Origin of the sequence: Undibacterium sp. JH2W (assembly GCF_049340425.1) — a bacterium.
Classification (GTDB): Bacteria; Pseudomonadota; Gammaproteobacteria; order Burkholderiales; family Burkholderiaceae_D; genus Undibacterium.
Genome location: NZ_JBMPOT010000034.1, coordinates 1 through 24,267, shown reverse-complemented (window position 1 = coordinate 24,267; position 24,267 = coordinate 1). Strand labels below are relative to the sequence as shown.

Below are 24,267 nucleotides of genomic sequence, written 5' to 3'. Positions count from 1 at the left end.
GATATTCTGATTGCCTGTGTCGATGGTTTGAAAGGCTTCCCTGACAGCCATTGCTGCCGAATACCCACAGACCCGTATTCAGCTCTGCATTGTGCACATGGTGCGCAACAGCCTGAAATATGTCTCCGGGAAAGACTACAGAGAAGTCACTGCCGATTTAAAGCGCATCTACCAGTCTGCAGGCACTGGCAGAACTGGAACGCTTTGCTGAGCTGTGGAATCATCAGTATCCGCAGGTTGCCAAATCATGGACAAACCACTGGTCCAATCTACGGACCATCTTCGAGTATCCGCCGGAGATACGCAGGGCCATTTATACGACCAATGCCATCGAATCACTTAACAGCGTCATCCGGTCAGCCACCAAGCGCAGAAAATTTTTCCACAATGATGCCTCTGCCATGAAAGTGGTGTACCTGGCGATACAACAGGCAGCGAAGAAATGGACCATGCCTATACAACACTGGCGACAGGCACTGAATCGCTTTGATAGCGAATTTGGTGAGCGCATCAACGCTCACCAATAGCTCCGGGAGAACTTACACAGTTATTTTTACAGGCTCCATCGAGAACGTCGCACAGTTCAGCCAGTGGAAATACCTTGTCCTGCAATGCTATCCATCCGTACTTCACAGCACATCTTTCGCGAAGTACGATGCCGCCTTTTTTTGATTTCATTCTCACGCGTTAGCCTACTGTTCTCTGCACGCAAGCGGAAAAGCTCCATCTGCTCTGCTGTCACTACTTTGTTGACCGCTCCTTTGAGCTTGCCCTCTGCCTGGGCTTTGACCCAGTTGCACAACGTCTGATCGCTTAAGCCCAACTCCATCTTGAGGGTCGCTACCGTTTCCCCGTTCTGTACACGTTTGACGGCCAATTCCTTGAATTCTGTCGTATACGCCTGCCTTGGTATTTTTTTCATCTTCTGCCTTTACATAGTTACGTTTATTTTACGTTACCTATAGCAGACTATTTTTCGGGGGAAGCTCACCTCACGGTTATTGGCAAGAGAGTACGGGGCTCATGCATTTCCGCCTGACCGTCGACATCCTCAATGGTGGCTGGAACTGGCGTGTGCTTGCTGCCAGTCTGCACGGTATACCCATACCTGTGCGACTATTTCCGCAATCACTCGCCTATAAATGCATAGAAGATGGACGCTACCGCTTTTATGTAGGCTTTGTGATGCCAGGGCTGGGCCTGCTGCTCAGCTATTCAGGCTTGCTCACACTCAAGCCGGCAATGGTTTCTGCATAGCCAGCAAATAGCCCACTCCCATAAAGCCATATAGTCTGAAGTTTTGCGTCAACGGGTTGTAGCCCAGGCCACGCTGCTCTTGCAATACCAGACCGGCAGCCTCTGCCATCGCCAGCAACTCTCTAGGCTTGATGAAGCGCGCATACTGGTGCGTGCCTTGTGGCAGTATGCGCATGAGGTATTCCATGGCTACGATCGCCAGTGCATAACTGAGGGGATTGCGGTTGATGGTAGAAAAAAATACCCAGCCGCCTGGTTTAACCATGTCGCTACAAGCCTGGATGACAGCGGACGGCGATGGCACATGTTCCAGCATTTCCATGCAGGTAATAACATCATAGTGTCCGGCATGCTGTTTTGCCCAGCTTTCTGCACTGCTTTTGGCATAACGCACATCCACTGCCTGGCCTTGCGCATGCCATTGCGCTATTTGCAAAGCCTTGTCGGCCAAGTCTATGCCGGTGACTTGCGCCCCCTTGTGTGCCATTGATTCGGCCAGTATCCCGCCACCACAGCCTATATCCAGCACCTGCTTGCCAGCCAGTTGGGCCTGGCTGTCTATCCATTCCAGCCTGTGTGGGTTAATTCTGTGCAAGGGTTTGAATTCTGAAGTCTCATCCCACCAGCGACTCGCCAGTTTATTAAAACGGGCCAGTTCTGTGGGATCGACATTACTTTCTGCTGTGCCTATGATGCTCATGCTGTTCTCCATGATGAAATGGGTGTCGTTTAATCTATCTTTAACCGCGCTACCAATGTCCGCGTTTGCGGTTCCAGCGGTACAGATGTCTGGCGACGAAGTTATACAAGGGACGGGTCAGAAAACCCAGGCGTAAAGTCAGCCAAGCCAACCATTGCCTGCCCCTGGTTTGTGACCATAGTGCGGCCAGTGCTTGCTCACCTACCAGTATCTCGCCATTGCTCTTGCGCAAGTGCAGGCGCTCACGCACAGCTTCCAGTTCACTATTGATGTCACTCACAGAGTCTGGTTGCGTATGTATGTCAACCCAGTTGATATTGCATGCCTGCATGCGCAGCCGCTGGTCCCGTATGCCTGCATCGCAGACAGGACAGGCACTGTTGTAGTAGACCGTGGTGGCGTCCTTGCTGTTTTCCGATGCCATGATATTTCACCTATCTTCACATGATTTTTAAGCACATGTGACAAGCATACACACCATTTAGCTAAATGTCTAATTATCTAATTAACTTCACCGACGAGCTACGAAATGCTATGATGACTTTGTTGCGCTTATTTGCGCTTATTTGCGTTTACCTGCTCTTATTTGCCTATCATGGAAAAAGTTTTTGAAGCCCTGGCCTCGACGCCACGCCGGAAAATCCTGGCTTATTTATCCGAGACAGAATTGTCTGCGGGTGAGATCGCTGCACGCTTCGAGATGACCAAGCCATCTCTGTCCAAGCATTTGCGCATACTGGAATCAGCAGGCCTGATTGCCAGTGACAAGCGCGGGCAATTCGTGTTCTATCGTTTGCAGGGAGATAATCTGGCCAACACCCTGGCCTCTTTCATGCAGGCAGTGTGTCCGGTATCCAAAGCCCTAAAAAAAGAAAGCAAGGCTTTGGCAGTGAAAAAATTAGCAGAGAAATAATACAGCTAGCATCGATTATTCAGTTAATTCCAACTCTGTTTGTTCTTCTCGTGCGGCAGGCATCATCGATTGGTAGATGGCCAGCATCGCCTGATCCGACGGCAAGTCATTTTTGCTTACAAATAATTTCTTGATCAAGTACGACATACGGTTTTTCTGGAAGTCGTCGTAGATATTTAATATCCGTTCTACGGTTGCTGCCTGGGCCTGCAATTCCAGTTCTACCATGGGTGAAACCCAGTCTGTGCGCCAGGCGACATCGGTGCAGTCGCTCAGGTCCAGCTTGCCAAGGACAGGGCTGGGACCAGAAATTTCACAAGCAAGGGCATGGGCAAAATCTTCAGCATAAAACTTTCTTAAAGTCCCCAGCCCAAAATCGATGAGGTATTGCTCATCGACGATGCAAACCGCATGCCCTTCCTTCTGATTGTCATGGACAAAACCCTTGTAGCCTATATAGAAAATACCATTGTTCTGGCGTATCTCTGCATAGCAGCCCTGTACCCGGGCGGCATAGCCTTTTTCTGTCAGCAATTGCGCCAGCATGGCTGACATGGCAAAGCAGCAGCTGCCGTATTGCTGGAAAAAATCGAGGATTTCAAAATCGTCGGCAATCTGTCTCAAGATATGGGCCAGCTTGCGATCTTTTACTACTTGAAGAAATGCGGTGTTCATTATTGCGAGGGATACAGCAAATGGCTATGGCGCCATGCATTACTGATGGAACTGTTTGCGGGAAGCAATAATACAAAACTCACAATGACACACAGGTGAGAAATGGTAAGAACTTGTAAGCAGATGTTTCAACTCATTTTGGCACTATCCAGGTACCTTGAATAGCACTGTTCAATGCCGCATCAGCGCGGTATTTCGACCAGCATGCTGGTCAGCCGTCGGACCAAAGGCAAAACCACCAGCAAGGTAGGAAAAGCAACCAGCCAGGACAAGGCCCAGGAACCCATCCAGATTTGCACCAAATGATCAGCCAGGCCTACGCTGCGCAAAGTACTGATGAGCGACACGATGAAGGTCATCAATATGGACAAAAAGAAGGGCATGACCAAGGCGGCAAAGCGTGCAGGCAATTTACGCATGGGGTAGGCAAGCGAGATATTTTTTTGAGTTTTTATCAAAGTCCAAAAGCCAACCAGGTAGTCAGCTTTGGCACGTCGGTTGAAGTTAACGCTGGCGGCAACTTCAATGGCGAGTTCGATTAAGCAGTGTAATTGGCTACCAGGCAAATGTAAACGGAGAGATATTAAAAAAACAAAATACAGACTTGCCAGCCTAGCCCTGTTGCGTGTAAGTTCTGGGCTTTCTCTTGCTGCCTCTTCATCATGATTCCCCAAGAAAATCTGCAGCATACTTTTTATCAGGCAACAGCTACATCTGAGCACTACCCGAGCCTGCAAGAGCAAGTTGATTGCGAAGTCTGCATCATAGGCGGCGGTTATGCGGGTCTGGCGACAGCAATGGGCTTGCTGGAACGTGGCATCAAGAATATCGTCTTGCTGGAAGCAGAACAAATTGGCCATGGTGCATCTGGCCGCAATGGTGGCTTTGTGTTTGGCGGCTTCAGCCTCGACAATGCCGAGCTGATCAAACAGATAGGTCGCGAGCCCGCCCGCCATTTGTATCAACTGACGCTGGATGCAGTCGCCCTGATACGCCAGCGCATCAGGCAATACGACATGGATTGCGATATCAATGAGAGCGGTGTTGTGCTGGCCAACTGGTTCGACGATGCAAAAAAATTACAGCAGCAAAGAGAATTCATGCTGCGTGAATTTGAGGTCGACTGGACACCCTGGTCACGCGAGCAAACCCGGGCAGCCTTGCATAGCGAAAGATATTTTGATGCCCTGCATGAAAAAAATGCCTTTCACTTCCACCCGCTTAAATATGCGCAAGCCCTGGCCAGGGTATTGAATTCACAAGCTGTGCGGGTGTTTGAACAAAGCCGTGTCAGCGCCATTGAAACTATCGCTGCAGAAAAACTGGTACGTACCGCAAATGGCACGGTAAAAGTCAAACATGTCGTGGTTTGTTGTGGTGGCTATATAGAAAGCCTGTATCCCCAACTGGCGCGCTCCGTCCTGCCTATTGCCACCTATGTCATGGCAACGGAAAAACTCGGCGACAAACTGGCAACTGCCATGCAAACAACAGCCGCCGTGTATGACACCCGCTTTGCCTTCGATTATTACCGGCCATTGGCGGATAGCCGCTTGCTCTGGGGTGGCCGTATTTCCATACAAGAAAAGCCAGCTGCCACGGTTGCGCAAATGCTCTACAAAGACATGTTAAAAGTGTATCCACAACTTGCAGGCACGAAAATCGAATATGCCTGGAGTGGCCTGATGAGTTATGCCCAGCACAAGATGCCACAAATCGGTTGCCTGCCCAATGGGGTCTGGTATGCCATGGGCTTTGGTGGCCATGGCGTGGCACCCACTACGATGGCGGGTGAGCTAGTGGCACAGGCAATTGCCAACCAGCAGGCCTTGCCGCATGGGCTGGATCAGTATGGTTTGCCCCCCAGTTTTGGCAAGCTGGGTTTGATGGCGGCCCAATGCGCGTATTGGTATTATGAATTGCGTGACTGGTTGCGCGAATAAACTATCTGTCGCAATGCGCGTTTACGGTAATATCTGGCCATGAAACCTCATCTCGTCGTCTGCTTTGCCTATGATCAATTGTGCACCTTTGAATTTGGCTGCACGGTAGAACTATTTGCCTTGCAACGCCCTGAACTGGGGGTGGCCTGGTATGAGTTTGCCGTCTGCGCTGCCGATGCGGGCAAATTGCGTGCAGCAGGCGGTATCACGGTGGAAGTGCCACACGGCCTTGATATGCTCGATGAGGCAGATACCATCATCATCCCCGGCTGGCGCGATGCGGATGAAATGCCGCCTGAGGCTTTGCTCGACAAAATCCGTGCAGCCCATGCACGCGGTGCCCGTATTTGCAGTATTTGCTCAGGCGTGTTCATCCTGGCAGCGGCAGGCATACTGGATGGCAAAACCGTGACCACACATTGGCGTTATGCCGAAAAATTGCTCAAGCGCTACCCACAAATTCAAGTGCATACCAATGCCTTGTATGTGGACCAGGGGCAGATCATGACCTCAGCAGGTTCAGCCGCCGGACTCGATATGTTGCTGCACCTGGTGCGCAAAGACCATGGTGCAAAAGTCGCCAACCTGGTGGCCCAGCGCCTGGTAGTGCCACCACACCGTGAAGGTGGCCAGGCCCAGTTTGTGCCACGCCCCATGCCCAACGATGAGCATGCCCGCCTGGCCAAGCTGATGGACTGGATCAGGGCCCACCCTGCCCTGCCACATAACCTGACATCTATGGCAGAAAAAGCCGCCATGAGCGCACGCACCCTGCAACGTCATTTCAAGGAAAGCACCGGCATGGCACCTGGCGAATGGCTGATACGCGAACGCGTCGCCATCGCCAAGGAATTGCTGGAGTCACCCAACACCAGCCTGCCACAGATCGCCGAGCTGGCAGGCTTTGGCTCGGAAGAATCGCTGCGCCGCCATTTCCGCCGCATCGTGGCGAATAGCCCGGGCAATTATCGTAAGCAGTTTTCTGATTCGACCACCATGCCGCCTTAAGCAAACCTACTCACGCTCCAGGCTTATCAAAGAAGGAAATTGAAGGTAAACTGTGTGTCGCGTTTGTGTGGGCAGCATAGGCTCACAACGCCCACAGTAACTTAGAAAAGAATTCACTTCCTATGCAATCATGCATGTAATTTCCCTCATCTCCGGCAAGGGTGGCGTAGGCAAGACCACGCTGGCCAGTAATCTTGCCATCGCCCTCAGCCAGCGTGACAAGCGTGTCCTGGTAATCGATCTTGATCCGCAAAATGCGGTACGTCATCACCTCGGTATGGACCCGAATGATGATGCTGGCCTGGTACGTGAAGGCATCTTTCCTGAGGTGATTTTTGAAAGCCCGTTTGGTGTCGACTTCATTCCTTTTGGTCGCGTCACTGAAGAGGAATTGCTGGAATTTGAAGCAGAACTGGAGGCACGCCCGGCCTGGCTAGCCACAGCAATTTCAGGCTTGCAGGGTATAGGCTATGACTACGTCCTGCTCGATACGCCGCCTGGTGCCACGGTCTATCTGCCACAGGTATTGCAGGCAGCAGTCCATGCACTGATCGTCGTGCTTGCTGATGCAGCCTCGTATTCCAGTCTGGGCAAGATGTTCAAATTGCTAGCAGAATATGGCAAAGACCCGGCGACCAAGACCAGTGCTACCCATATACTGCTGAACCAGATGCAGGAAAACAGCGAACTGGGGCAGCAAGTCAGGGCCGCCATGATGGATAGCTTTGGCAGCAAGATGGCACCCATGGTCATCCACAGGGATGCACTGGTGCCGGAAGCCCTGGCCTATGAAAGATCAGTCTTGCAATATGACCCTCATGCACAGGCCAGCCGTGATATCCAGCATCTGGCAGACTGGCTGGTGGGCAGGAAATAGTCTTTAATTGAATACTGCCTGATAGGCGTAATTACCTGGTTCCAGTGTCTCAAATGTGATGGCGGCACGGAAGTCATCTATGCGTTTTACAGTGGCCTTGGGCATGCCTATTTTTAAGCCTAGCACATTTGGCAACTGGGATTTTTGCGGCAGTATCAGGATCAGGCTGGCATTGGCCAAGGGTTTCTTGCCGGTAACGGTGAGATCAAATTCAACACGCTTGCCTGCGACAGTGGAAGATAATTTCAATCTGTCACGCTCATGCCACCAGTTGGCAACCTGTGAAGATGAGGCCAGCCAGATGCTGCTTCTATTCGCTTTCAGGTAATCCAGATAAGCGGGAAAAGCCTGGACCAGCAAACTGTTTTCCTCAAAGCTCTGGCTATGTACGCTGAGCAAACCCAATGCACCCATTTGCCTGCTGGTTTCTGCATCGCTGATCAGAGCTTGCCTGGTCTGCTCTACATCGAGTTGTTCCTTGCTCAAATTCAGGTCATCCCGCTGGGTACGTGGCAACAAGACCATGGCATTCTCGTTGCTGACGCCATCGATTTTGACAAACATGGGCAAGCGGCCTTCACTGCTATTGGGGTCGGTCACATGGTGCAGGAAAGCATTTTTCTGCAACAAAGTCTGGGTAGTATTGTCATAGCCTTCCAGCGGCGCACGGAAACCGGTGATGGCTGACAAGTCGGGCAAAATAGATTTGATGTCTTCGCGCATGGCAAGCAGGCGTTTTTCCTGTTCATTCAAGCTCTGGTCTTTAAAGCTGATATGGGTGTCACCGTGATAACCAATATCATAGTCGCGTGCCAGTTGCTTCATCTCATCAGGGAATTGTTTGGCCACTGAGGTCAGCACATAAAAACTGCCGCGATAATTGATACCGCGTATCAGCGTAGCAAAGCGCAAGGCATTGGCGAAACCTTGTTCGGTATCCATTTCTATGATTTGTGCTGAATACTTGCCTTCTGGCCAGGCTGCGCGCAACAAGGCAGGCTTTCTTTGCAGCCAGCTCAGGGTATCGTCTACCAGGCTGTAGATGGGGTAAGGCTGTGATTCCCAGGCGGATTCGGCAAAGGCAAATACGGCACTGCGCCCGCTCTCGGCACTGGGTTCTGCATATAGCACGGCCGCTTCATTTTTTCGGTCCGGGTCTTGCACCCTGGTCCAGTCCATGATGCTGGCTGCGCCCTTGCCGTTGAAGCGCAGCAGACTCTCTGAGGCATTGCCCAGCCAGATGCGCTGGCCAGCCGCCTGGCTATGGGTCACCGGTGTTTCGCCATTCAAGATCAGGTAACGGGCCTTGGATTCGAGCGCGATTTCCCCTTTGGAAGTAGCCCCCATGGCTTCCAGGAATTGCCAGCCTGCCCATTCTCCTTTTTCATTGCGGGTGCCACTGGCCCAGGTCGCCAGGATGGCGCCACCCTGAGTACGATAATTTTGCAGAGCAGTCCGTTCCTGCTCACTGAGTGCCACGGCCGAGGCCAGCACCAGGACGCCATCCTTGAGATCGCTTAATGCCTGGGTATCCGTGATTTCCTTGAAACTGACCTGGCGCTGTTTGGCATACGCATGCCAGGGTGCCAGCAAGCGATCATAGTTGCCCCCTATGGAAGAAAAATAGCTGCGGGTATTCGGTGACACATACAAATACAGTCCCTTGGATGCAGGTGTGGAATTATTACTGCCAGCAGAGCGGAAAGGGGTCTGCAAATTGAATTCCGGCATTTGCCAGCCCAGCACCTGCATCGATGACAGGTAGGCAAATACGGATACCGCCATGCCCAGCACAATCAGGGCCAATAAATAGGTGCCTATGCGGCGGTAGGCAGGTCTGTTTTCAAAACCGCCCGGGTCTTCTGTTTGCATGAAAGATAAACTTAATAAAACGATGCTGGTGTTGATAGTAATGATAGTGATGCTAATGGACTACGACGATTTATCCAGTGTGCTGGTCGCGATCTGCTTCACTGGCACATAGCGTTTCAGGAAAATCGCCTGTATTTCACCCTGCTCTTCGATCGTAGTATCTTTGCGTTTGGGCTTGCGTTTGTCGCGCAGCTTGAACGCAATATAAGCGGCAACACCCACCACCAGCGTACCTATGGTCGTGATCAGTATCACGGTTGCCAGTATAGAAATCAGGTCCATATCAAAGCTTGCCTTCTCTTTGTAGCTTGCCCCAGGTCATTGCCGTTCCCCGCCATTCTTCTATGGTGGCAAACACCTTGGAAATATCAATAATCGTAATGTAGAACAGCCTGAACACGACGGCATAAAAAATCAGCGAAGGATCTTCTTCTTCGACGATGACGCAGTAAGTGGCAGCGACGATATCAAGTATGGTCAGTTGCAGCCACCAGTAAAACAGGAAAATCACCACCCCATATTGCAGGCCGACATAGACAAAAAACAGATTGCCCAACACAGTGGAGAATGGCCACATGATGCCTTCAAACAGCATGTACCATAAAATGAAAAAATTGATACCGGCACGACGCGGATTCCACAAGGCAGAACTGTGCTTGCGGGTGGCTTGCAAGATGCCTCGCGTCCAGCGATAGCGCTGCTTGAGTAAATCCAGCAGGCGGCTAGGTGTTTCTACCCAGGCAACCGCCGTAGGTTCATAGGCGATGTGCCAGCCACGCATAAGCAGTTTCAAGGTCAGGTCGCAGTCTTCAGCAAAGGTATCATGGTCATAGCCACCGGCTTGCTGCAAGACGCTCTTCCTGAACATGCCAAGCGGGCCGGGTATGATATTGACTGCGCGCATGAAGCTTTGCGCCTTGCGCGCCATGGCCAGGCCCTCTACATATTCCAGCGCCTGCACCCTGGTCAGCAGGTTCTCGCGATTGAGTACCTTGACATTGCCAGCAACCGCACCAACCCGCGGATCATCAAAATGACGTATGCAAACCCGCAGGGTATTGCGTGACAGCTTGGTGTCGCCATCCATGTTCAGGATGAACTCGCCCCGCGCCGCACTCATGCCAGTGTTCAGGGCATCAGCCTTGCCACCATTTTTCTTGGTGATGACGCGCACAGCGACCTGGTGATCTTCCCGCGCTACGGCCAGGGCTTTTTCATAAGTGTCATCACTGGAACCATCATCGATCACCAGGATTTCATAATTCGGATAATCCAGCAGCAATAATGAACGCAAGGCTGGCTGTATCACTGGCCCCTCATTATAGGCTGGCACCACCAGGGTGATCATAGGCAATGAGGCCTCGTCATGGACATTGCCCTCAGGTTCCTGGCGGCGCTTCATCATGTATTCCAGGTGCTCCATGAAAGAATACAGGATAAGCATGGCATACCTGAGCACCAGCAAGGCCAGGAAAAATAAAAGATAGGCTGAAACTACGCTGAGGAACAGGTTTTCAAACAAGACACTGAATTTGCCAAGGTCAAATTTCCATATGCCACCCAGGCTGATGACAAACAGGTACAGCACCCCGGCTATGGAGGCAGCCGCAATCAGGTAGCGATAGATTTGCCTCAATCCCAAAGCTTCTCCAGATTCAGGGAAAACGATTTTGCGCGATAACGGGCATTATCGCGACGACTGGCCATGGACCAGAGATTGACACCTATAGCCAGGTTTTTATCCAGCCAGAGTTTTCCGCCCATACCCAGGCTCCAGTTGCTGCCTGCTTCGCCGTATAAACGGGTGCCCGTCTGGCCACTGCCATACAGACTCCAGTTTTCATTTGCCAATTCACCCTGCAAACCGACATAGGCTGTACCAAATCCATCAACAGGCGACCAGTATTTATTGGAGTAAAAACGCACGTCACGTGTTTCTACACCGACAAAGGGTTTGATACGGTGTCCAAATGGCCGCCAGTTTGGAATGAAATTGCTGCGGCTGGTCAGTATCACGTTACTGTCAGAGACACGGAAGACATCGACATGCTCGGTGAATTGTCCGGCATCGAAATTCAGATTGGCGTCCACACCGACATGGGCCGCATTCAAGTCATCTGCCAGGGCATTGGCATTAAAAGCGGCCTTGCCCCAGTTGGTCCTGCCGACTTCGACCAGGAAACGTCCTTCATCTATCTTTAGCCTGAGGTTACCAAACAGATCAGCCTTGGGTTTTACCTGGGCATCCAGCTCCAGGCGTGGCTCCAGCGGCAGTTTCAGGTTCTGGTAGGCAAAGCCGACTTCTCTTTGCTGGGTCGTGGTCAGCGGCAATTGATCACGGGTGCCACTGCTACTCACTTCAAAGATGTGGCTGCCACTATCATCACGCCAGCGATGGCTGATACTTAGTTCACGGCGCCTGGCATCGCCAGAATCTTGTGCCGCACCGGCGCTAATCAGGGTGCGTGGATTCAGTTCACGCATGGCATATAGCAAACCTTCATTGGCACCTGCATGCTGCGGGTCTTCTGCCAGCACCGATTGATAGAGCGGCAGGGCCTGGTCGTCCCTGCCCTTCCAGCGATAGACATTGGCCAGGCCCGTGCGAGCATCTTTGCGCAGCGGCCCATTGGATAATATTTTGTATTGCAGCTCGGCCTTGCGCATGCGCCCTGACCAGGCCAGGCTATTGGCAATGATCAGGCGCAGGCCAGGCTCGGTTTTTTCTTTGTCCAGTACTTCCAGACCTTTGCTACCGACAGCCTGGTAATCCTGGGCCGCATTCAAATTCAGTATTTGTTGCTGAGCCTGACTAAGTGGTGTCACTGGTGCATCTGCAGCCATGGACACAGGGCTATGGGCCAGGACTGCAACTGCCAATAATGCAGCCCAACGGGGCATTGCTTTCTTGCTTGATGGGTAAATACGCATAAACTCTTAGTATTGAATATTTGCTGACGAATTCATCAGACGGGTTGCTTCTTGTAAGTGGCACGTGTGGCCCTGGGCGCGGGTTGCTTGCCAAACACCTGGCTGGCTGCTCGTGTAGCACTTCCTGCCACAGGATTAAATTTGAATTGATCCTCTGTATCGCTGGAAAAATCCTGCTCCTCTTCTTCCTCTGCTGTCATGGCAAATTCGGTCGCTGTTTCAGACAGCTCATGTTCAAATTGCATATCAGCTTGCATGAGCTGAACCTTGGCTCTCGGCACAACAGCCTGCAACTCGTGTGCATGCGGTTTGGGAAGAAAGGGGAAATCCTCCTTAAGCACAACTGGCCCTGCTACCTCTGTTGACTCTGCTGCTTCTATATATTCCCCCATTGCCGAAATTGCACTGGAATAATCAGGCAATTCAGCATCCTTAGTGGCATATGCCAGGTTTGCCAATGCCAGGACGATATCCTGCCGGTCTGTCAAATATCTTACTTCATGAAAAGCCGTAGCTGCTGCAGCCCCCAGGATACGTTCCAGTGTCAATGGCAATGCCGCTTCAGGGCAGGCATTAAAAAACAGATAACATGCCCTACCATCGCTGGACAAGAGATCACCGGGTCGGGAAATATTGACGCGCGCCAGGATGTCTGGAAAGCTGGTGCCATGCACCAGCTCACCTATCACCAGTACACAAGGAATACTGAGTGCCGCTCCACGCTCTATGATGAGGCCTATCTCCCTGGCAAAGCGTGGTGGCAATAAATAACCACGCAAGCCAGAAGGCAAGACACTGGCCAGGGCGACTTCAAAATCGATGTCGACATTGCGGTCGAAGCTTTGTCCCTTCAGTGACTCCAGCAACAAGGGCAAACGGCTTTCCGGTATGTCGCGATGTATCACCAGGTTGACTCCCAGGCGCAGCAAAAGCGCTTCATTTTGATAACGCAATGAAGCCTGCTTTTCCCGTATCACGATATGGGCTTTTTTACCGAGGCTCATGCGCAAAGTGTGCACAGTCTCGGCCAACTCACGCAACTCAGTCTGGCGCTGGAAGCTGAGCAACACCGTCACTGCCTGTAAACCGCGGGTGGCATGCAGCATGCCGACCAGGCTATTGACCTGTTGCCAGTTGCCCGGCGACTCATTGGCAAGGCTGGCCAGGTCTTCATCCATATAGAAGAATCTTGCCTCAGCCACTTGCCCATATTCTGCTGACTGTCCAGGCAATTCTTCAACAGTACGCGCACCTATTCTGTACATGCCATTATCCAGCGTCAACAAGGGATACTGGCGAGCGGCGATAGTGCCTTCAGGCGACTGCCAGTAATCGAAAGTCAGCTCTAGTCCAGGGCGGCCACTGCTTATCCTGACGATGCCAGACAGTTGATCCATCATGGCTTGCAAGGTCTCGGCACTATGGCCGCTCAAACGCGAAAATACCAGCAAGGCCGTGACCCGGTGCTTGCCAAACCACAGGCGCAAAGCCTCTATCTGCTCCATGGCCAGGGAAAGATCGTGCAGGCTGAATAATTCATCTGCCTGATCAAAGATCAGGTAACTGTCATCCTGGATACCAAAATGGTCGAGTTCTTTGACGAAGCGTTCTGGACCAAAACGGAACATGTTTTTTGCAAAATTATCCTGACGCAAAAAAATTTGCAGCTTGCCACTTTCCAGTGCCCTGCTGGTATCGTAGACACCGAGTGCATCTATGCGCTCCAGAAATGCTTCTGGATGCGAAGGTAAAATGATGGTGCAATGTTGTTGCTTGCTCCAGGCATATTGCAGGCTGCTGGCAAGCACGGGGACGCGGGCCGGTGGCATTTCTGCAATCAGTGCATATAAGCCACCATTCAGCATCTGATCTGTCAGGCTGGGCAAACCAGGGATACTCAGGCTGGCGTTGGCAAGGACGGTGCTCTCATGCATAATGGCGGGCGCCTTTGTTGAAATGGCAAAACATATTGGACATGCAGTTAGTCGGTACTCGTGAAATTGTCACTATCTCATCATCTTATCATGTGAAATTTTCAGGTATGGTTTAAAAAACATGAACATTTGTTAATTAATTGCCATCCACTAATGGCCTGCACAAGCGGATCATGCAAACTGACAAAGCGCCGATGTGATTTCAATACCAAGGAAAAGTTCATAGTGCGTTTGCCCACTTGTTTACCCACTTATGCAGTTCTGCTGGCAGGATGTCGAATTGGCACCCAGGTCATAGCCAGATTCACACTGTTTTTCAGCCTTTGCCTGACTATGCATGGCAGTGCATCGGCACAATCCACTGGCGTTTTATACGAGCCCGAACCACCTGCTGATGCAGCTTATATACGCATCATCCATCTCAAGCAACAGGAACAAGTCGACCTCCTGGTCGATGGAAAAATCCGTCTATCAGGCTTGAAAGAAGGGCAGTTTAGTGACTACATGATATTGCGCTCCGGCCCGCATGAACTGCAATTGCAGTCCCACGCTACGGCAAAAAAAATGTCGACTACCCGCATCGACGTGCGCCCGGCACAAGTATTGACTTTGGCCTTTGGCAATCTGCAGACCCAACAGGTGCCGCAGACATTTGAAGACAAAATCAGCCTGAACCGCATGAAGGCAAACATCACGGTCTATCACCTGGCAGGTACACTGGGGGCACTTGATATCAATACGGCCGATGGCAAGACCAGCGTATTTCATGCCATCCCTCCTTTGAGCAGTCATACACTGGCAGTCAATCCCATCAAAGTGGAATTACTGGCTTGCCCATCGGCCAGGCAGACTAATGGCAGCAGTGATTGCAGCAACCCGGCCTTGCAGCAGGCACGTGCCGCACTTGTGCTGGAGCGCGGCGACAATTATAGTTTACTGCTGTCTCTGGACGCCCACTCTGCCTTGCAGGCCCGCGTCTCAAAAAATAATGTGGAAGCACGTGCCTACAAATAATCAGATCCAGCGGACATCTCACCAAGCACTAGCAAGGAGCAATATCATACTGCACGCATCTCTACGTCTTTCCAGCATCGCCTGGCTCAGCCTCGCAGCGAGCTGCCTGAGTGCCATACCTGCCCACGCCGAAGAGGCGGCCGCTATCGCCGGCAATCACGACTGGCTGTTTTATCGCTATGAATGGGCAACTAATGCTGATCTGGCTGCGACCAATGCTTCACTGGATTTGATCAAATCCTTCAGCCAGGCTTTGCATGAGAATGGCATTACCCTGGTGGTGGCGATGGTGCCCTTGAAAGCGCGCATTTACCAGCCCCATCTTCCTGAACAGCACAAACTCAACCCCTATATGGCGGGAAATTATCAGCGCATGGTACAGGCTTTGAGTTCAGCAGGGGTGAAAGTCGTCGACTTGAACAGCAGTTTTTTGCAAAACGCTAAAAATCGCCCGGAGAAAAATCTTTATTTTCGCCTGGACAGCCATTGGACACCTGCAGGCGCCTTGCTGGCAGCAGAAACCGTGGCCAGTAGTCTGGATGCAGATGCCGGTATGAAAGCCCGGCTACGCCAGATCCCCGCAGAAAAATACAGCATGCGCTGGTCTGAGCAGGCCATCGCGACCGTTTCGCGTGATCTGGTGCAGCAACTCCCGAAAGGCGGCCCCACTTATGCGCCTGAGTACGTGCTGGATGCTGAAATCACTAAAGCGGCATCGGGTGGCAACTTGCTGGGAGATGCGGCAGCCCCGATGATCAGTCTGGTGGGCAGCAGCTATTCAAAACCCTGGACACGCTTTCCAGAGTTCTTGAAGTTTACTTTGCAAAAAGATGTATTGGCGATAGCCGTAGGTGCCGATCAGGGCTCCTGGGTAGGCATGGAAAGCTATTTGCGCGATGATGCTTTTCAAAATACGCCACCCAAATTCCTGATTTGGGAAATGCCGGAAAGGGATATGCGCGCCCCACCGGCCTTTTTGTATCGCGAGGCACGCTATCGCAGCGACAACCAGGAATGGCTGCAGCGCGTCACAGCCATGGTGCAAACGCAATGTCGCACCAGTGCTGCCAGCGTCAAATTAAGCGGTGTACAAGACGCGCATGGTGCGCAATTTTCCAAGACATCAACTTCTGATTATGTGAACCTGCAATTCAGTCAAACGGCAGATACCCAGGATTACCTGCAAGTCAGCATCACCAGCAAGACTGCGCAAAGCCTGAATCTGGAAGCCATGAAAGGCGAACTCGGTGTCCGCAAATGGAGTGTAGCCATCAACGCTGACGGTAACCCGCATACCCTGAAAATAGCCTTGCCAGCTAATGCTAAAACCTATACCGGGCTCAAGATATGGCCAGGTGAGACGCAGGGGTTTAGCCTCAGCGATGTCAAGCTTTGTCGGATGCCAGCAACTACAGGCAAGTAAACTTCCTGCTATTGACTAAAGTATTTCTATCTTGCATCCTGAATGGTTGTTAAAATAAATTAACACACGATAAATAATGTCTATGTCCAGCTAAAAGGGAAGTGGGAAGTGACAATAAAACGCCAGGACGATACCATTGCAGAGCAAGACCAGTGGCCTGTTTTGCAATCCATCGCAGCCAGACAGGCTGAGCGCCCTGCCCCCTTGTCAACAGCAGAAAAAGAGGCGCGCTGGCAAATTCAGTCATCAAGCACTTCACAGCAACTACAAAAACCACCCAGCCACATTCCTGAAAAAGCGCATCAAATTGCCAGCCAGTTGCGGCACCTGGCACCATCAGCAAACAATATGAATCATAAACAAGCAAGCGTGCAAACTGACCAGCCTGACTCAGTCAGTGCCGTATTTCAACGCCTGGCAAAAGGCGAACACAAATCCCCGACACAAGCTGGTGAAAGCCGATTGATAGGGCAAGTATTCAAAAGATGAAAATTATTGCAGTTGTTTCAATGAAAGGTGGCGTGGGTAAAACCAGCGTGACCGCGAATCTGGCCGCAGTTTTAGCCGAAAATGCTGCCCCGGATAGCATAGCCGTATTGAATCTGGACCCACAAAATAGCCTGCATTTGCATTTTGGCCTGGGTATCGCACTGGAAGCAGGCGTGGCATTCCAGACCGAAGATGATGGCGACTGGAACGAGCTTGCTTTCACTTCTGACTACAATGTCATCAACCTCCCATATGGTGAAGTCAATGAAAAACAACGCAAGCGCTTTGAAGCATGCCTGAGCACGCATCCTGACTGGATAGGAAAACGCCTGCACCAGCTAGGCTTACCGGAAGATGGCATCGTACTCATCGATACGCCGCCCGGCCCTTCCGTGTATTTGCGCCAGGCTCTGGCTTGCGCCGATATCGTCATCATGGTAGCACTGGCGGATGCCAGCTCCTATGCCACCATCCCCGCCATGGAATCATGGCTGGGTAATATGGAAACGCACACGACACCAGAGAATTGTGTGCTGCTATTGAACCAGCTTGAACCCGGCAATAAACTCAATACGGATATCGCAACTGCCTTGGCAAATTCGTATGGCGAACGCATGATACCCTATGGTATACCACGCGATGACGAAGTCAGCATGGCCTTCGCCTTTCAACAACCACTGAGTCATTACTCACCAGACAATCTGGCCCTGGAACAATTCCAGCAAGTGGCTGACTGGCTACCTTTGGATTAGCATAAAAATCAGAAAAAAAAGGCTGTGCAGCAACACAGCCCTGTCAAGCGCACTGCAAATTAATTGCTGATCTCAGCAAACCAGGCCCCATAGGCTGGCAATTCCACGGTATTAGCCAGATGTTGCCCAGCCAGTCCAGCCTCCGGTAATTGCCGCGCTCCCTGCGCCTCCGGCCAGCTAAAACTGATCGCCTGACTACCCAGATTGAATGCCGCCAGCAGGCTATTGTTACCCGCCAGGTCGCGGCGTATCGCCAATACGGGTTCGGGCGCATCAAAGAAACTGATTTCACCCCTGCTCAGTTGCGGATATTTTTTACGCCAGGTCAGGATATGACGGGCAAAATTCAGGACAGACTGTGCATTGTGATCTTGCGCGGACACGGCATTTCTCGCATGCTCAGCAGGAACCGGCAACCATGGCTTGCCAGAACTAAAGCCTGCATTACGCTGCTCTGCCTGCCAGGGCATGGGTGTACGACAACCGTCGCGGCCCTTGAACTCTGGCCAGAAAGTAATGCCATAGGGGTCTTGTATATCTTCATAGGCGATCTCGGCTTCTGTCAATGCCAGCTCATCGCCCTGATACAGGCAGGGTGTACCCTTCAATGCCATTTGCATGGCCAGCAGCATCTTGGCAAATTCTGGTGTCGCCCCTGCCCCACCCCAGCGCGTCATGACACGTATCGAGTCATGATTACCTACCGACCAGGATACCCAGCCACCCTTGACGCGCGCCTCATATTCTTCCACTTGCTGGCGTATATAGGCGGCAGAGTAAGTCGCCGTCAATAAATTGAAGCTATACGCCATATGCAGCTTATTGCCACCTGCCGTGTAATCTGCCATCACTGCCAATGAATCATCTGCACCGACTTCACCGATGGCAATTGCACCATACTCATTCAAGAGGCTGCGGATTTTTTCCAGGAAGGCCAGGTTCTCGGGCTGAGTCTTGTCATGGAGATGCGCCTGCATGCCATAGGGGTTATTGTCCTGTACCGTCTTATTATCGCGCACTTGACTCGGCGGATTATCACGCAAAGCCTGGTCATGAAAATGGAAATTACAGGCATCAAGGCGGAAGCCATCGACACCACGCTCCAGCCAGAAACGCATATTATCGAGATGCGCCTGCTGCACTTCAGGATGGTGGAAATTCAAGTCCGGCTGACTGACCAGAAAATTATGCATATAGTATTGCCGACGCCGCGCATCCCATTGCCAGGCCGAACCACCAAATACAGACAGCCAGTTATTCGGTGGTGAGCCATCAGCCTTGGGATTGGCCCAGACATACCAATCGGACTTGGGATTATCGCGACTCTTGCGGCTTTCCACAAACCAGGGATGTACTTCTGAGCAATGCGACAAGACCTGGTCTATCATGATCTTCAAACCCAGCTCATGCGCGCGCCTGAGCAAAGCATCAAAATCCCCCAGGCTGCCAAAGATAGGGTCGACATCGCAATAGTCGGCCACATCATAGCCAAAGTCTTTCATCGGTGATGTGAAGAAAGGCGAAATCCAGACGATGTCCACACCCAGGCTGGCGATGTAGTCCAGCTTGCCTGTAATGCCAGGCAAATCACCTATGCCATCGCCATTGCTGTCAAAAAAACTGCGTGGATAAACCTGGTAAATCACGGCATCACGCCACCAGTCGTTTGTTTGCACTGCCAAGGAATTATTCATGGATATGTAATTTCTTTTTAACTGCTAAATCAAGACCTCTCAACACAGGGGCACGGAGACACAGAGAAGAGCAAAGAGTAAGCATAAAGGCTGTTTTTATTTACTGAATAAAGCTTTTTCCCAGTGCTCCCTCTGTGTCTCTGTGCCTATGTGGTGTATGGTCTTCTCATTCAAATATCAGCGATGCCAGCAATGTCAGACAAGGCCAATCGTTCATTCAAAATAGCAGACACGCCTAAAAATGCAGGATACTCTGCCGTGATCAGATAAGTCGGTATTTGTGCCAGGTAATCGGCAAAGCGCCCTTTTGCCTCAAAGCGCTGGCGAAAGGCTGATTGCACGAAAAAATCCCCCAGGCGCGGGACTATACCGCCACCGATGTACACGCCCCCTGTTGCTCCCAGGGTCATGGCCAGGTTACCGGCGACAGTACCCAGCATGGCACAAAAGTAGCTGACAGTCCGGGAACAGATGGCACAACTGCCATCAAGGGCACGGCCAGTGATGTCGGCTGCGTTCATTTCTGCCATCCCGGACTGATGATCAATTTGCGCCAGGATGCGATACATCAGCTCCAGCCCCATGCCAGAAATCAGTCTTTCAGCAGAGGCATGCGGATATTCGGTCCAGACCTGGCGCAGGATCGCGATTTCTGTTTCATCACTGGGCGAAAAACTGACATGCCCACCTTCACTGGATAAAGGCAGCCAATGCGATCCAGAAGGGATAATGCCGGATACGCCAAGGCCAGTGCCCGGGCCTATCAAACCTATGGCGCGATTTGCCTGTGGCTGGCCACCACCAATTTGCACACGCTCATTGGCGGCCAGATGTGGCAAAGCCATGGCTAAAGCGGTGAAATCGTTGACCACAACCAGATGATCAAAGCCTGCTGCCAGACGCAAAGCCTCTATGGAAAAAGTCCAGTGATGATTGGTCATGCGCACGACATCGCCATCCACAGGGTTAGCGATGGCGATGGCGGCATTTTTTACGGCAGATGAACAAGCAGCGAGCACTTCGGGGCTCGATAAGTAAGCTGCAACCGCAGATTGCAGATCGGGATAGGCATTACATGCCAAGACTGCTATGGCGACGAATTCATGACTAGCCACTTCCAAAGCGAAGCGCGCATTGGTGCCGCCTATATCTGCCAGCAGGCGCGGACTCATACCGTCTGATTTTTTCGGATTATTGCTCAACATCTCACCATTCATATTTTCTATGCCTGAGCCTGACCGGTACATAAAACTAGTCAGCACTTAATTTATGTAACAATACTACATATATCAATGCATCATGTCTAACAAATTTGTGACTTATGGTTTAAAATTTGGAAAAATGTTGTCATAGACCACAGTGAAACCATAAAAACAAAAAAACTCGAAAAATTATTTATGTAGTTGCACTACTTTTCAAGCACCACAATTTAAATACCCATTCACAGGCATGTTTGTTTTGCACAGGAGATAACTTTGTTTTTTTGGCAAAATATTTTGCATGGGATGACTGCATCCAAAACTATCCCTGCAAGAAATAAAACGGGCTCAGCTACCATACTGGCACTCTGGCTACTCAGTTGCGCCAGTCTCGCCCATGCAGACCTGACCGGGGCGAATGCTGATCCTGATGCTTTAGCCGCATGCAATAGCCAGCAATTCGAAACAACGTTGGCACCAAGTAGCACACCCGAGACAGATGCGCGCGCCTACTGGCTTTCAAGCAGATTGCTGCGCTGGCCAGGCCTGATCACCACCAACAAACTCAAGCTCTATGCCTCCAGAACAGCCAGTCTGCATCTGAGCAAAGGTAGCAAGGCCAGCGGATTTGATGAAGTATTGAGCCTGAAAGAAGCAAGCCAGCCGCTGGACACAGACATAATCCAGCGTTTTAGCTTCACTGGTCCAGGCCAGGAATATGAGCTGAGTGCAGCAGACTCAAGCAAAACCAAGTCCCTGCTACAAGCACAAGTATTGCTTGCCGTCGTGGATGCTGATGACAAGATCATCGATTACACCAGCCTGCAAATTGCCGGTGCCCTGGATGACCTGTATAAACCTGCCAGCAATTTCGATAACTTTGGCGTGAGCATCAACAACGCCATACCCGATAAAAATATGGGTCATACCCAATTCAGTGTCTGGGCTCCCACTGCACAAAGACTTTCTGTATGTGTATATCCAAATGGTAAAAAAAGAGCCTCTGCCTTGCTCTCCATGCAACTCGATAGCAACACTGGTATCTGGCAAGCGACAAGCAAGGCTGATTTATCGGGCAAGTACTATACCTATCTGGCTGAGGTCCATGTTCCCGCTCAGGGCCTGGTACGCAACCGGGTTACCGACCCTTACTCTATTAGCCTGACGACAGATTCCCGGCGCAGCTATATTGCCCATCTGAATTCAAGCACGCTTAAGCCCCCAGGCTGGGACAGGCAAACCATCAACACCAAAGTAAAAAACCAGACGGACATGCAAGTCTATGAATTGCATGTTCGTGACTTTTCCATCAATGACCACACAGTAAAACCCGGCCTGCGCGGCAAGTATCTGGCCTTTACTGAAACGCAGTCAAATGGCATGCGGCATTTACAAGCCCTGAGTGCGGCAGGTATGACAGATATCCATTTATTACCTGTCTTTGACTTTGCCACAGTCTCAGAATCAAATTGCCAGACACCTCGCATTAAGGGTAAAGCGGATGGCACTGAGCAGCAAAAACTGGCTATGCAATACGCCGACAAGGATTGTTATAACTGGGGCTATGAACCCTTTCACTACAATGCGCCTGAAGGCAGTTATGCCACCGATGCCAGCGATGGTGCAAAGCGCGTCCTGGAATTCAGAAAAATGCTCATGGCCTTGCATGCTGTCGGTTTGCGGGTGGGCATGGATGTGGTGTACAACCACACAGCAGACGCTGGCCAGACTGCCTACTCTGTTTTGGACCGCATCGTTCCTGGCTATTATCAACGCTTGAACCAGATTGGCCAGATTGAGCGCTCTACCTGCTGCGATAACACCGCCACAGAAAATCTCATGATGGCCAAGCTGATGAGTGACTCCATACTCTCCTGGACCAGGCATTACAAAATTGATTCTTTCCGCTTTGATCTCATGGGACACCAACCCCGGAAAATCATGGAAGACATGCAAGCCCGCTTGCTCAAGGAGACAGGACGCAAAATACAATTCATCGGTGAAGGCTGGAACTTTGGCGAAGTCGCCAATAGCAAGCGCTTTGTCCAGGCATCACAACTCTCCCTCAATGGCAGCGGCATAGGTAGTTTCAGCGACCGCGCCCGCGATGCCTTGCGCGGTGGTGGACATGGGGATGCGGGCGAGGGCATAGTCAAAAACCAGGGTTATCTGAATGGCCTGGCAAATCAAGCAGGATCACGGCAAGCGCTTTTACTTGCCGCCGACATGCTCAGAGTTGGCCTGGCTGGCTCATTGCGAGAATTTCGCATGCAGCGCTTTGACGATCAAAACAAGCAACTCCAGGAAATCGATTATGCAGGCCAGGCCGCCGGCTATGTCAGCCAGCCTGGCGAAGTCGTCAATTATGTAGAAAATCACGACAACCACACCCTATACGACATCAATGCCTTTCGCCTCCCTGCGGAGACCAGCAGCGCTGATCGCGCCCGCATACAGGTGCTGGCGCTGGCAACGACAGCCTTCAGCCAGGGGGTAGCCTATTACCATGCCGGTGTTGATATCCTGCGATCCAAATCCATGGATGGCAATAGTTTCAATTCTGGCGACTGGTTCAATCGCCTGGACTGGAGCTATAAGGATAATTACTTTGGCACCGGCTTACCGCCAGAAAAAGATAATGCGCAGTTTTATCCTTATATCAAACCTCTGCTCAGCAACCCACATATCAAAGCTTCAAAGAAAGATATAGCATTCAGCCGTGACCAATTCCGCGATTTATTGAAAATCAGGTCCAGCTCCAGTCTGTTCAGATTGCCCACTCTGACCGATATCGAACAGCGTCTGCATTTCTACAATACCGGCTCCATGCAAAACCCGCTGCTGATCGTCGCCCGACTGAATGGCAAGGGCCTGGCCGGAGCACATTTTAATTCCCTCTTTTATTTCATCAATATCAGCCAGCAAAGCCAGAGCCTGGACTTGCATGAGCAGGAAAAAGCGCGCTATGTGCTGCATCCGGTTCACCGCGCTACAGGCGCAGCAGACCGGCGCATTGCGACAGAGGCAAAATATGATGAAGCCAGTGGCAGATTTAGCATTCCCGCCCTGAGTGCCGTCGTTTTTGTTGAGGACGAGTAAAGAATTCAACAATGATGGTCGGTTTTAGGGCATAAGCTATATTGGACGCTGATGATTTTTGTGCATTTGTGGGTGAAATACGGGCGCAAGTCTTTTATCAAAGCAATTCTTGTCCCGAAACATGCTAACAACATGGTTCAAATATTGCTTATTGAATAAACGACTTGTTCAGAAAATGCATAGTATTTGCTTACAAAACAGGCATTCCATTGATGCAAGTGAAGATATATATGTTTACAAATAGGCCTATCAATATGCTTACTACAAAAAATATGAAAAGTTTTCAGCCAAGAAACGCGAATTTTTCACCAACAGCGGTTATTATTACCGCCTTCATATTCTAAGAACGAGGAGACAGCCGGAATGGATTTTTCAAATCGCCAGCAAGAGCCGGGAAAGAAATTTATCGGTTTGGGGCTGGTCATATTATTTCACATACTTGTCGTATGGGCCCTGGTATCAGGCCTGGCACGCAAGGCCATGGAAG

At 51.1% G+C, this 24,267-nt stretch carries 21 protein-coding genes and 2 pseudogenes; 11 read left to right on the top strand and 12 right to left on the bottom strand.

Annotated elements, in window-relative coordinates:
- Positions 1–527, top strand: a pseudogene (locus ACO0LC_RS28305) (IS256 family transposase); the annotation flags it as partial.
- Positions 528–583: 56 nt separating this feature from the next.
- On the opposite strand, the gene ACO0LC_RS28300 reads toward ACO0LC_RS28305, so the two are convergent.
- Positions 584–922: a transposase gene (locus ACO0LC_RS28300; protein WP_423009454.1), complete on the bottom strand. Its 339-nt coding sequence runs from the start codon at positions 920–922 to the stop codon at positions 584–586.
- A gap of 77 nt (positions 923–999) precedes the next feature.
- Here ACO0LC_RS28300 and ACO0LC_RS28295 point away from each other — a divergent pair.
- A pseudogene (locus ACO0LC_RS28295) lies at positions 1,000–1,257 on the top strand (DUF4166 domain-containing protein); the annotation flags it as partial.
- On the opposite strand, the gene ubiG reads toward ACO0LC_RS28295, so the two are convergent.
- Entirely contained in the window at positions 1,232–1,957 is a 726-nt protein-coding gene (gene ubiG, locus ACO0LC_RS28290) for a bifunctional 2-polyprenyl-6-hydroxyphenol methylase/3-demethylubiquinol 3-O-methyltransferase UbiG (protein WP_423009452.1), read from the bottom strand. The pseudogene ACO0LC_RS28295 and the gene ubiG overlap by 26 nt on opposite strands.
- Positions 1,958–2,006: 49 nt before the next feature.
- Positions 2,007–2,381 (bottom strand): thiol-disulfide oxidoreductase DCC family protein, encoded by a 375-nt coding sequence (locus tag ACO0LC_RS28285; protein WP_423009450.1) that lies wholly within the window; start codon positions 2,379–2,381, stop codon positions 2,007–2,009.
- A gap of 171 nt (positions 2,382–2,552) precedes the next feature.
- Here ACO0LC_RS28285 and ACO0LC_RS28280 point away from each other — a divergent pair, with 171 nt between their 5' ends.
- Positions 2,553–2,870, top strand: a complete 318-nt coding sequence (locus ACO0LC_RS28280; protein WP_423009448.1) for a metalloregulator ArsR/SmtB family transcription factor — start codon at positions 2,553–2,555, stop codon at positions 2,868–2,870.
- 15 nt (positions 2,871–2,885) lie between these two features.
- On the opposite strand, the gene ACO0LC_RS28275 is transcribed toward ACO0LC_RS28280, so the two are convergent.
- Together ACO0LC_RS28275 and ACO0LC_RS28270 are read right to left on the bottom strand one after the other, a co-directional pair.
- Complete coding sequence (locus tag ACO0LC_RS28275) at positions 2,886–3,545, bottom strand: hypothetical protein (protein WP_423009446.1); 660 nt, start codon at positions 3,543–3,545, stop codon at positions 2,886–2,888.
- A gap of 182 nt (positions 3,546–3,727) precedes the next feature.
- Positions 3,728–3,964, bottom strand: coding sequence for a DUF2798 domain-containing protein (locus tag ACO0LC_RS28270; RefSeq protein WP_423009444.1), 237 nt, complete (start codon positions 3,962–3,964; stop codon positions 3,728–3,730).
- A 243-nt stretch (positions 3,965–4,207) separates the two neighbouring features.
- On the opposite strand from ACO0LC_RS28270, the gene ACO0LC_RS28265 reads away from it, so the two are divergent.
- The 3 genes from ACO0LC_RS28265 to bcsQ (ACO0LC_RS28255) all read left to right on the top strand — a co-directional run bounded on the left by ACO0LC_RS28265 (position 4,208) and on the right by bcsQ (ACO0LC_RS28255) (position 7,373).
- Entirely contained in the window at positions 4,208–5,488 is a 1,281-nt protein-coding gene (locus ACO0LC_RS28265) for an NAD(P)/FAD-dependent oxidoreductase (protein ID WP_423009442.1), read from the top strand.
- A 39-nt stretch (positions 5,489–5,527) separates the two neighbouring features.
- Positions 5,528–6,496, top strand: a complete 969-nt coding sequence (gene ftrA / locus ACO0LC_RS28260; protein WP_423009440.1) for a transcriptional regulator FtrA — start codon at positions 5,528–5,530, stop codon at positions 6,494–6,496.
- Positions 6,497–6,626: 130 nt separating this feature from the next.
- Positions 6,627–7,373 carry a cellulose biosynthesis protein BcsQ gene (bcsQ, locus tag ACO0LC_RS28255; RefSeq protein WP_423009438.1) on the top strand — a complete coding sequence of 249 codons (747 nt, stop codon included), beginning with the start codon at positions 6,627–6,629 and terminating at the stop codon, positions 7,371–7,373.
- Between the two features lie 3 nt (positions 7,374–7,376).
- Here bcsQ (ACO0LC_RS28255) and ACO0LC_RS28250 read toward each other — a convergent pair whose 3' ends face one another.
- From ACO0LC_RS28250 to ACO0LC_RS28230, 5 genes are all read right to left on the bottom strand, one after another.
- Positions 7,377–9,245 carry a polysaccharide deacetylase family protein gene (locus ACO0LC_RS28250; protein ID WP_423009436.1) on the bottom strand — a complete coding sequence of 623 codons (1,869 nt, stop codon included), beginning with the start codon at positions 9,243–9,245 and terminating at the stop codon, positions 7,377–7,379.
- Positions 9,246–9,305: 60 nt separating this feature from the next.
- Complete coding sequence (locus tag ACO0LC_RS28245; RefSeq protein WP_423009434.1) at positions 9,306–9,527, bottom strand: hypothetical protein; 222 nt, start codon at positions 9,525–9,527, stop codon at positions 9,306–9,308.
- A gap of 1 nt (position 9,528) precedes the next feature.
- On the bottom strand, positions 9,529–10,887 hold the full coding sequence (locus ACO0LC_RS28240) for a glycosyltransferase family 2 protein (RefSeq protein WP_423009432.1): 1,359 nt from the start codon (positions 10,885–10,887) through the stop codon (positions 9,529–9,531).
- On the bottom strand, positions 10,878–12,146 hold the full coding sequence (locus ACO0LC_RS28235; RefSeq protein WP_423009430.1) for a tetratricopeptide repeat protein: 1,269 nt from the start codon (positions 12,144–12,146) through the stop codon (positions 10,878–10,880). Before ACO0LC_RS28235 ends, ACO0LC_RS28240 begins: the two co-directional genes overlap by 10 nt.
- Before the next feature lie 65 nt (positions 12,147–12,211).
- The gene (locus ACO0LC_RS28230; RefSeq protein ID WP_423009428.1) at positions 12,212–14,110 is read right to left on the bottom strand and encodes a BcsE family c-di-GMP-binding protein; all 1,899 of its coding nucleotides are present in this window, start codon (positions 14,108–14,110) and stop codon (positions 12,212–12,214) included.
- A 333-nt stretch (positions 14,111–14,443) separates the two neighbouring features.
- Between ACO0LC_RS28230 and ACO0LC_RS28225 the strand changes: the two genes are divergently transcribed.
- The 4 genes from ACO0LC_RS28225 (at position 14,444) to bcsQ (ACO0LC_RS28210) (ending at position 17,788) form a co-directional block, all read left to right on the top strand.
- The gene (locus ACO0LC_RS28225) at positions 14,444–15,124 is read left to right on the top strand and encodes a DUF4397 domain-containing protein (protein WP_423009426.1); all 681 of its coding nucleotides are present in this window, start codon (positions 14,444–14,446) and stop codon (positions 15,122–15,124) included.
- On the top strand, positions 15,111–16,547 hold the full coding sequence (locus ACO0LC_RS28220; protein ID WP_423009424.1) for an alginate O-acetyltransferase AlgX-related protein: 1,437 nt from the start codon (positions 15,111–15,113) through the stop codon (positions 16,545–16,547). The genes ACO0LC_RS28225 and ACO0LC_RS28220 overlap by 14 nt, the downstream gene beginning before the upstream one ends.
- A 108-nt stretch (positions 16,548–16,655) precedes the next feature.
- A complete protein-coding gene (locus tag ACO0LC_RS28215; protein ID WP_423009422.1) occupies positions 16,656–17,036 on the top strand; it encodes a hypothetical protein in 381 nt (126 codons plus the stop codon).
- Positions 17,033–17,788 carry a cellulose biosynthesis protein BcsQ gene (gene bcsQ, locus ACO0LC_RS28210; RefSeq protein WP_423009420.1) on the top strand — a complete coding sequence of 252 codons (756 nt, stop codon included), beginning with the start codon at positions 17,033–17,035 and terminating at the stop codon, positions 17,786–17,788. The genes ACO0LC_RS28215 and bcsQ (ACO0LC_RS28210) overlap by 4 nt, the downstream gene beginning before the upstream one ends.
- A 59-nt stretch (positions 17,789–17,847) precedes the next feature.
- Here bcsQ (ACO0LC_RS28210) and ACO0LC_RS28205 read toward each other — a convergent pair whose 3' ends face one another.
- Both ACO0LC_RS28205 and ACO0LC_RS28200 read right to left on the bottom strand, forming a co-directional pair.
- The gene (locus ACO0LC_RS28205; RefSeq protein ID WP_423009418.1) at positions 17,848–19,482 is read right to left on the bottom strand and encodes an alpha-amylase family glycosyl hydrolase; all 1,635 of its coding nucleotides are present in this window, start codon (positions 19,480–19,482) and stop codon (positions 17,848–17,850) included.
- 170 nt (positions 19,483–19,652) lie between these two features.
- Positions 19,653–20,744 carry a glucokinase gene (locus ACO0LC_RS28200; RefSeq protein WP_423009416.1) on the bottom strand — a complete coding sequence of 364 codons (1,092 nt, stop codon included), beginning with the start codon at positions 20,742–20,744 and terminating at the stop codon, positions 19,653–19,655.
- 243 nt (positions 20,745–20,987) lie between these two features.
- Here ACO0LC_RS28200 and ACO0LC_RS28195 point away from each other — a divergent pair, with 243 nt between their 5' ends.
- Positions 20,988–23,780 (top strand): alpha-1,6-glucosidase domain-containing protein, encoded by a 2,793-nt coding sequence (locus ACO0LC_RS28195; protein WP_423009414.1) that lies wholly within the window; start codon positions 20,988–20,990, stop codon positions 23,778–23,780.
- Positions 23,781–24,267 lie beyond the last annotated feature (487 nt).

Excerpts from the sequence above, each read along its gene's own strand:
- ubiG (WP_423009452.1), bottom strand. The coding sequence starts at position 1,957 with ATGAGCATCATAGGCACAGCAGAAAGTAATGTCGATCCCACAGAACTG.
- bcsQ (WP_423009420.1), top strand. The coding sequence starts at position 17,033 with ATGAAAATTATTGCAGTTGTTTCAATGAAAGGTGGCGTGGGTAAAACC.
- ACO0LC_RS28195 (WP_423009414.1), top strand. The coding sequence starts at position 20,988 with ATGACTGCATCCAAAACTATCCCTGCAAGAAATAAAACGGGCTCAGCT.
- ACO0LC_RS28250 (WP_423009436.1), bottom strand. The coding sequence starts at position 9,245 with ATGCAAACAGAAGACCCGGGCGGTTTTGAAAACAGACCTGCCTACCGC.
- ACO0LC_RS28270 (WP_423009444.1), bottom strand. The coding sequence starts at position 3,964 with ATGCGTAAATTGCCTGCACGCTTTGCCGCCTTGGTCATGCCCTTCTTT.
- ftrA (WP_423009440.1), top strand. The coding sequence starts at position 5,528 with ATGAAACCTCATCTCGTCGTCTGCTTTGCCTATGATCAATTGTGCACC.
- ACO0LC_RS28225 (WP_423009426.1), top strand. The coding sequence starts at position 14,444 with ATGCATGGCAGTGCATCGGCACAATCCACTGGCGTTTTATACGAGCCC.
- ACO0LC_RS28235 (WP_423009430.1), bottom strand. The coding sequence starts at position 12,146 with ATGCCCCGTTGGGCTGCATTATTGGCAGTTGCAGTCCTGGCCCATAGC.
- ACO0LC_RS28230 (WP_423009428.1), bottom strand. The coding sequence starts at position 14,110 with ATGCATGAGAGCACCGTCCTTGCCAACGCCAGCCTGAGTATCCCTGGT.
- ACO0LC_RS28280 (WP_423009448.1), top strand. The coding sequence starts at position 2,553 with ATGGAAAAAGTTTTTGAAGCCCTGGCCTCGACGCCACGCCGGAAAATC.
- ACO0LC_RS28245 (WP_423009434.1), bottom strand. The coding sequence starts at position 9,527 with ATGGACCTGATTTCTATACTGGCAACCGTGATACTGATCACGACCATA.
- ACO0LC_RS28285 (WP_423009450.1), bottom strand. The coding sequence starts at position 2,381 with ATGGCATCGGAAAACAGCAAGGACGCCACCACGGTCTACTACAACAGT.
- ACO0LC_RS28205 (WP_423009418.1), bottom strand. The coding sequence starts at position 19,482 with ATGAATAATTCCTTGGCAGTGCAAACAAACGACTGGTGGCGTGATGCC.
- ACO0LC_RS28300 (WP_423009454.1), bottom strand. The coding sequence starts at position 922 with ATGAAAAAAATACCAAGGCAGGCGTATACGACAGAATTCAAGGAATTG.
- ACO0LC_RS28275 (WP_423009446.1), bottom strand. The coding sequence starts at position 3,545 with ATGAACACCGCATTTCTTCAAGTAGTAAAAGATCGCAAGCTGGCCCAT.
- bcsQ (WP_423009438.1), top strand. The coding sequence starts at position 6,627 with ATGCATGTAATTTCCCTCATCTCCGGCAAGGGTGGCGTAGGCAAGACC.
- ACO0LC_RS28265 (WP_423009442.1), top strand. The coding sequence starts at position 4,208 with ATGATTCCCCAAGAAAATCTGCAGCATACTTTTTATCAGGCAACAGCT.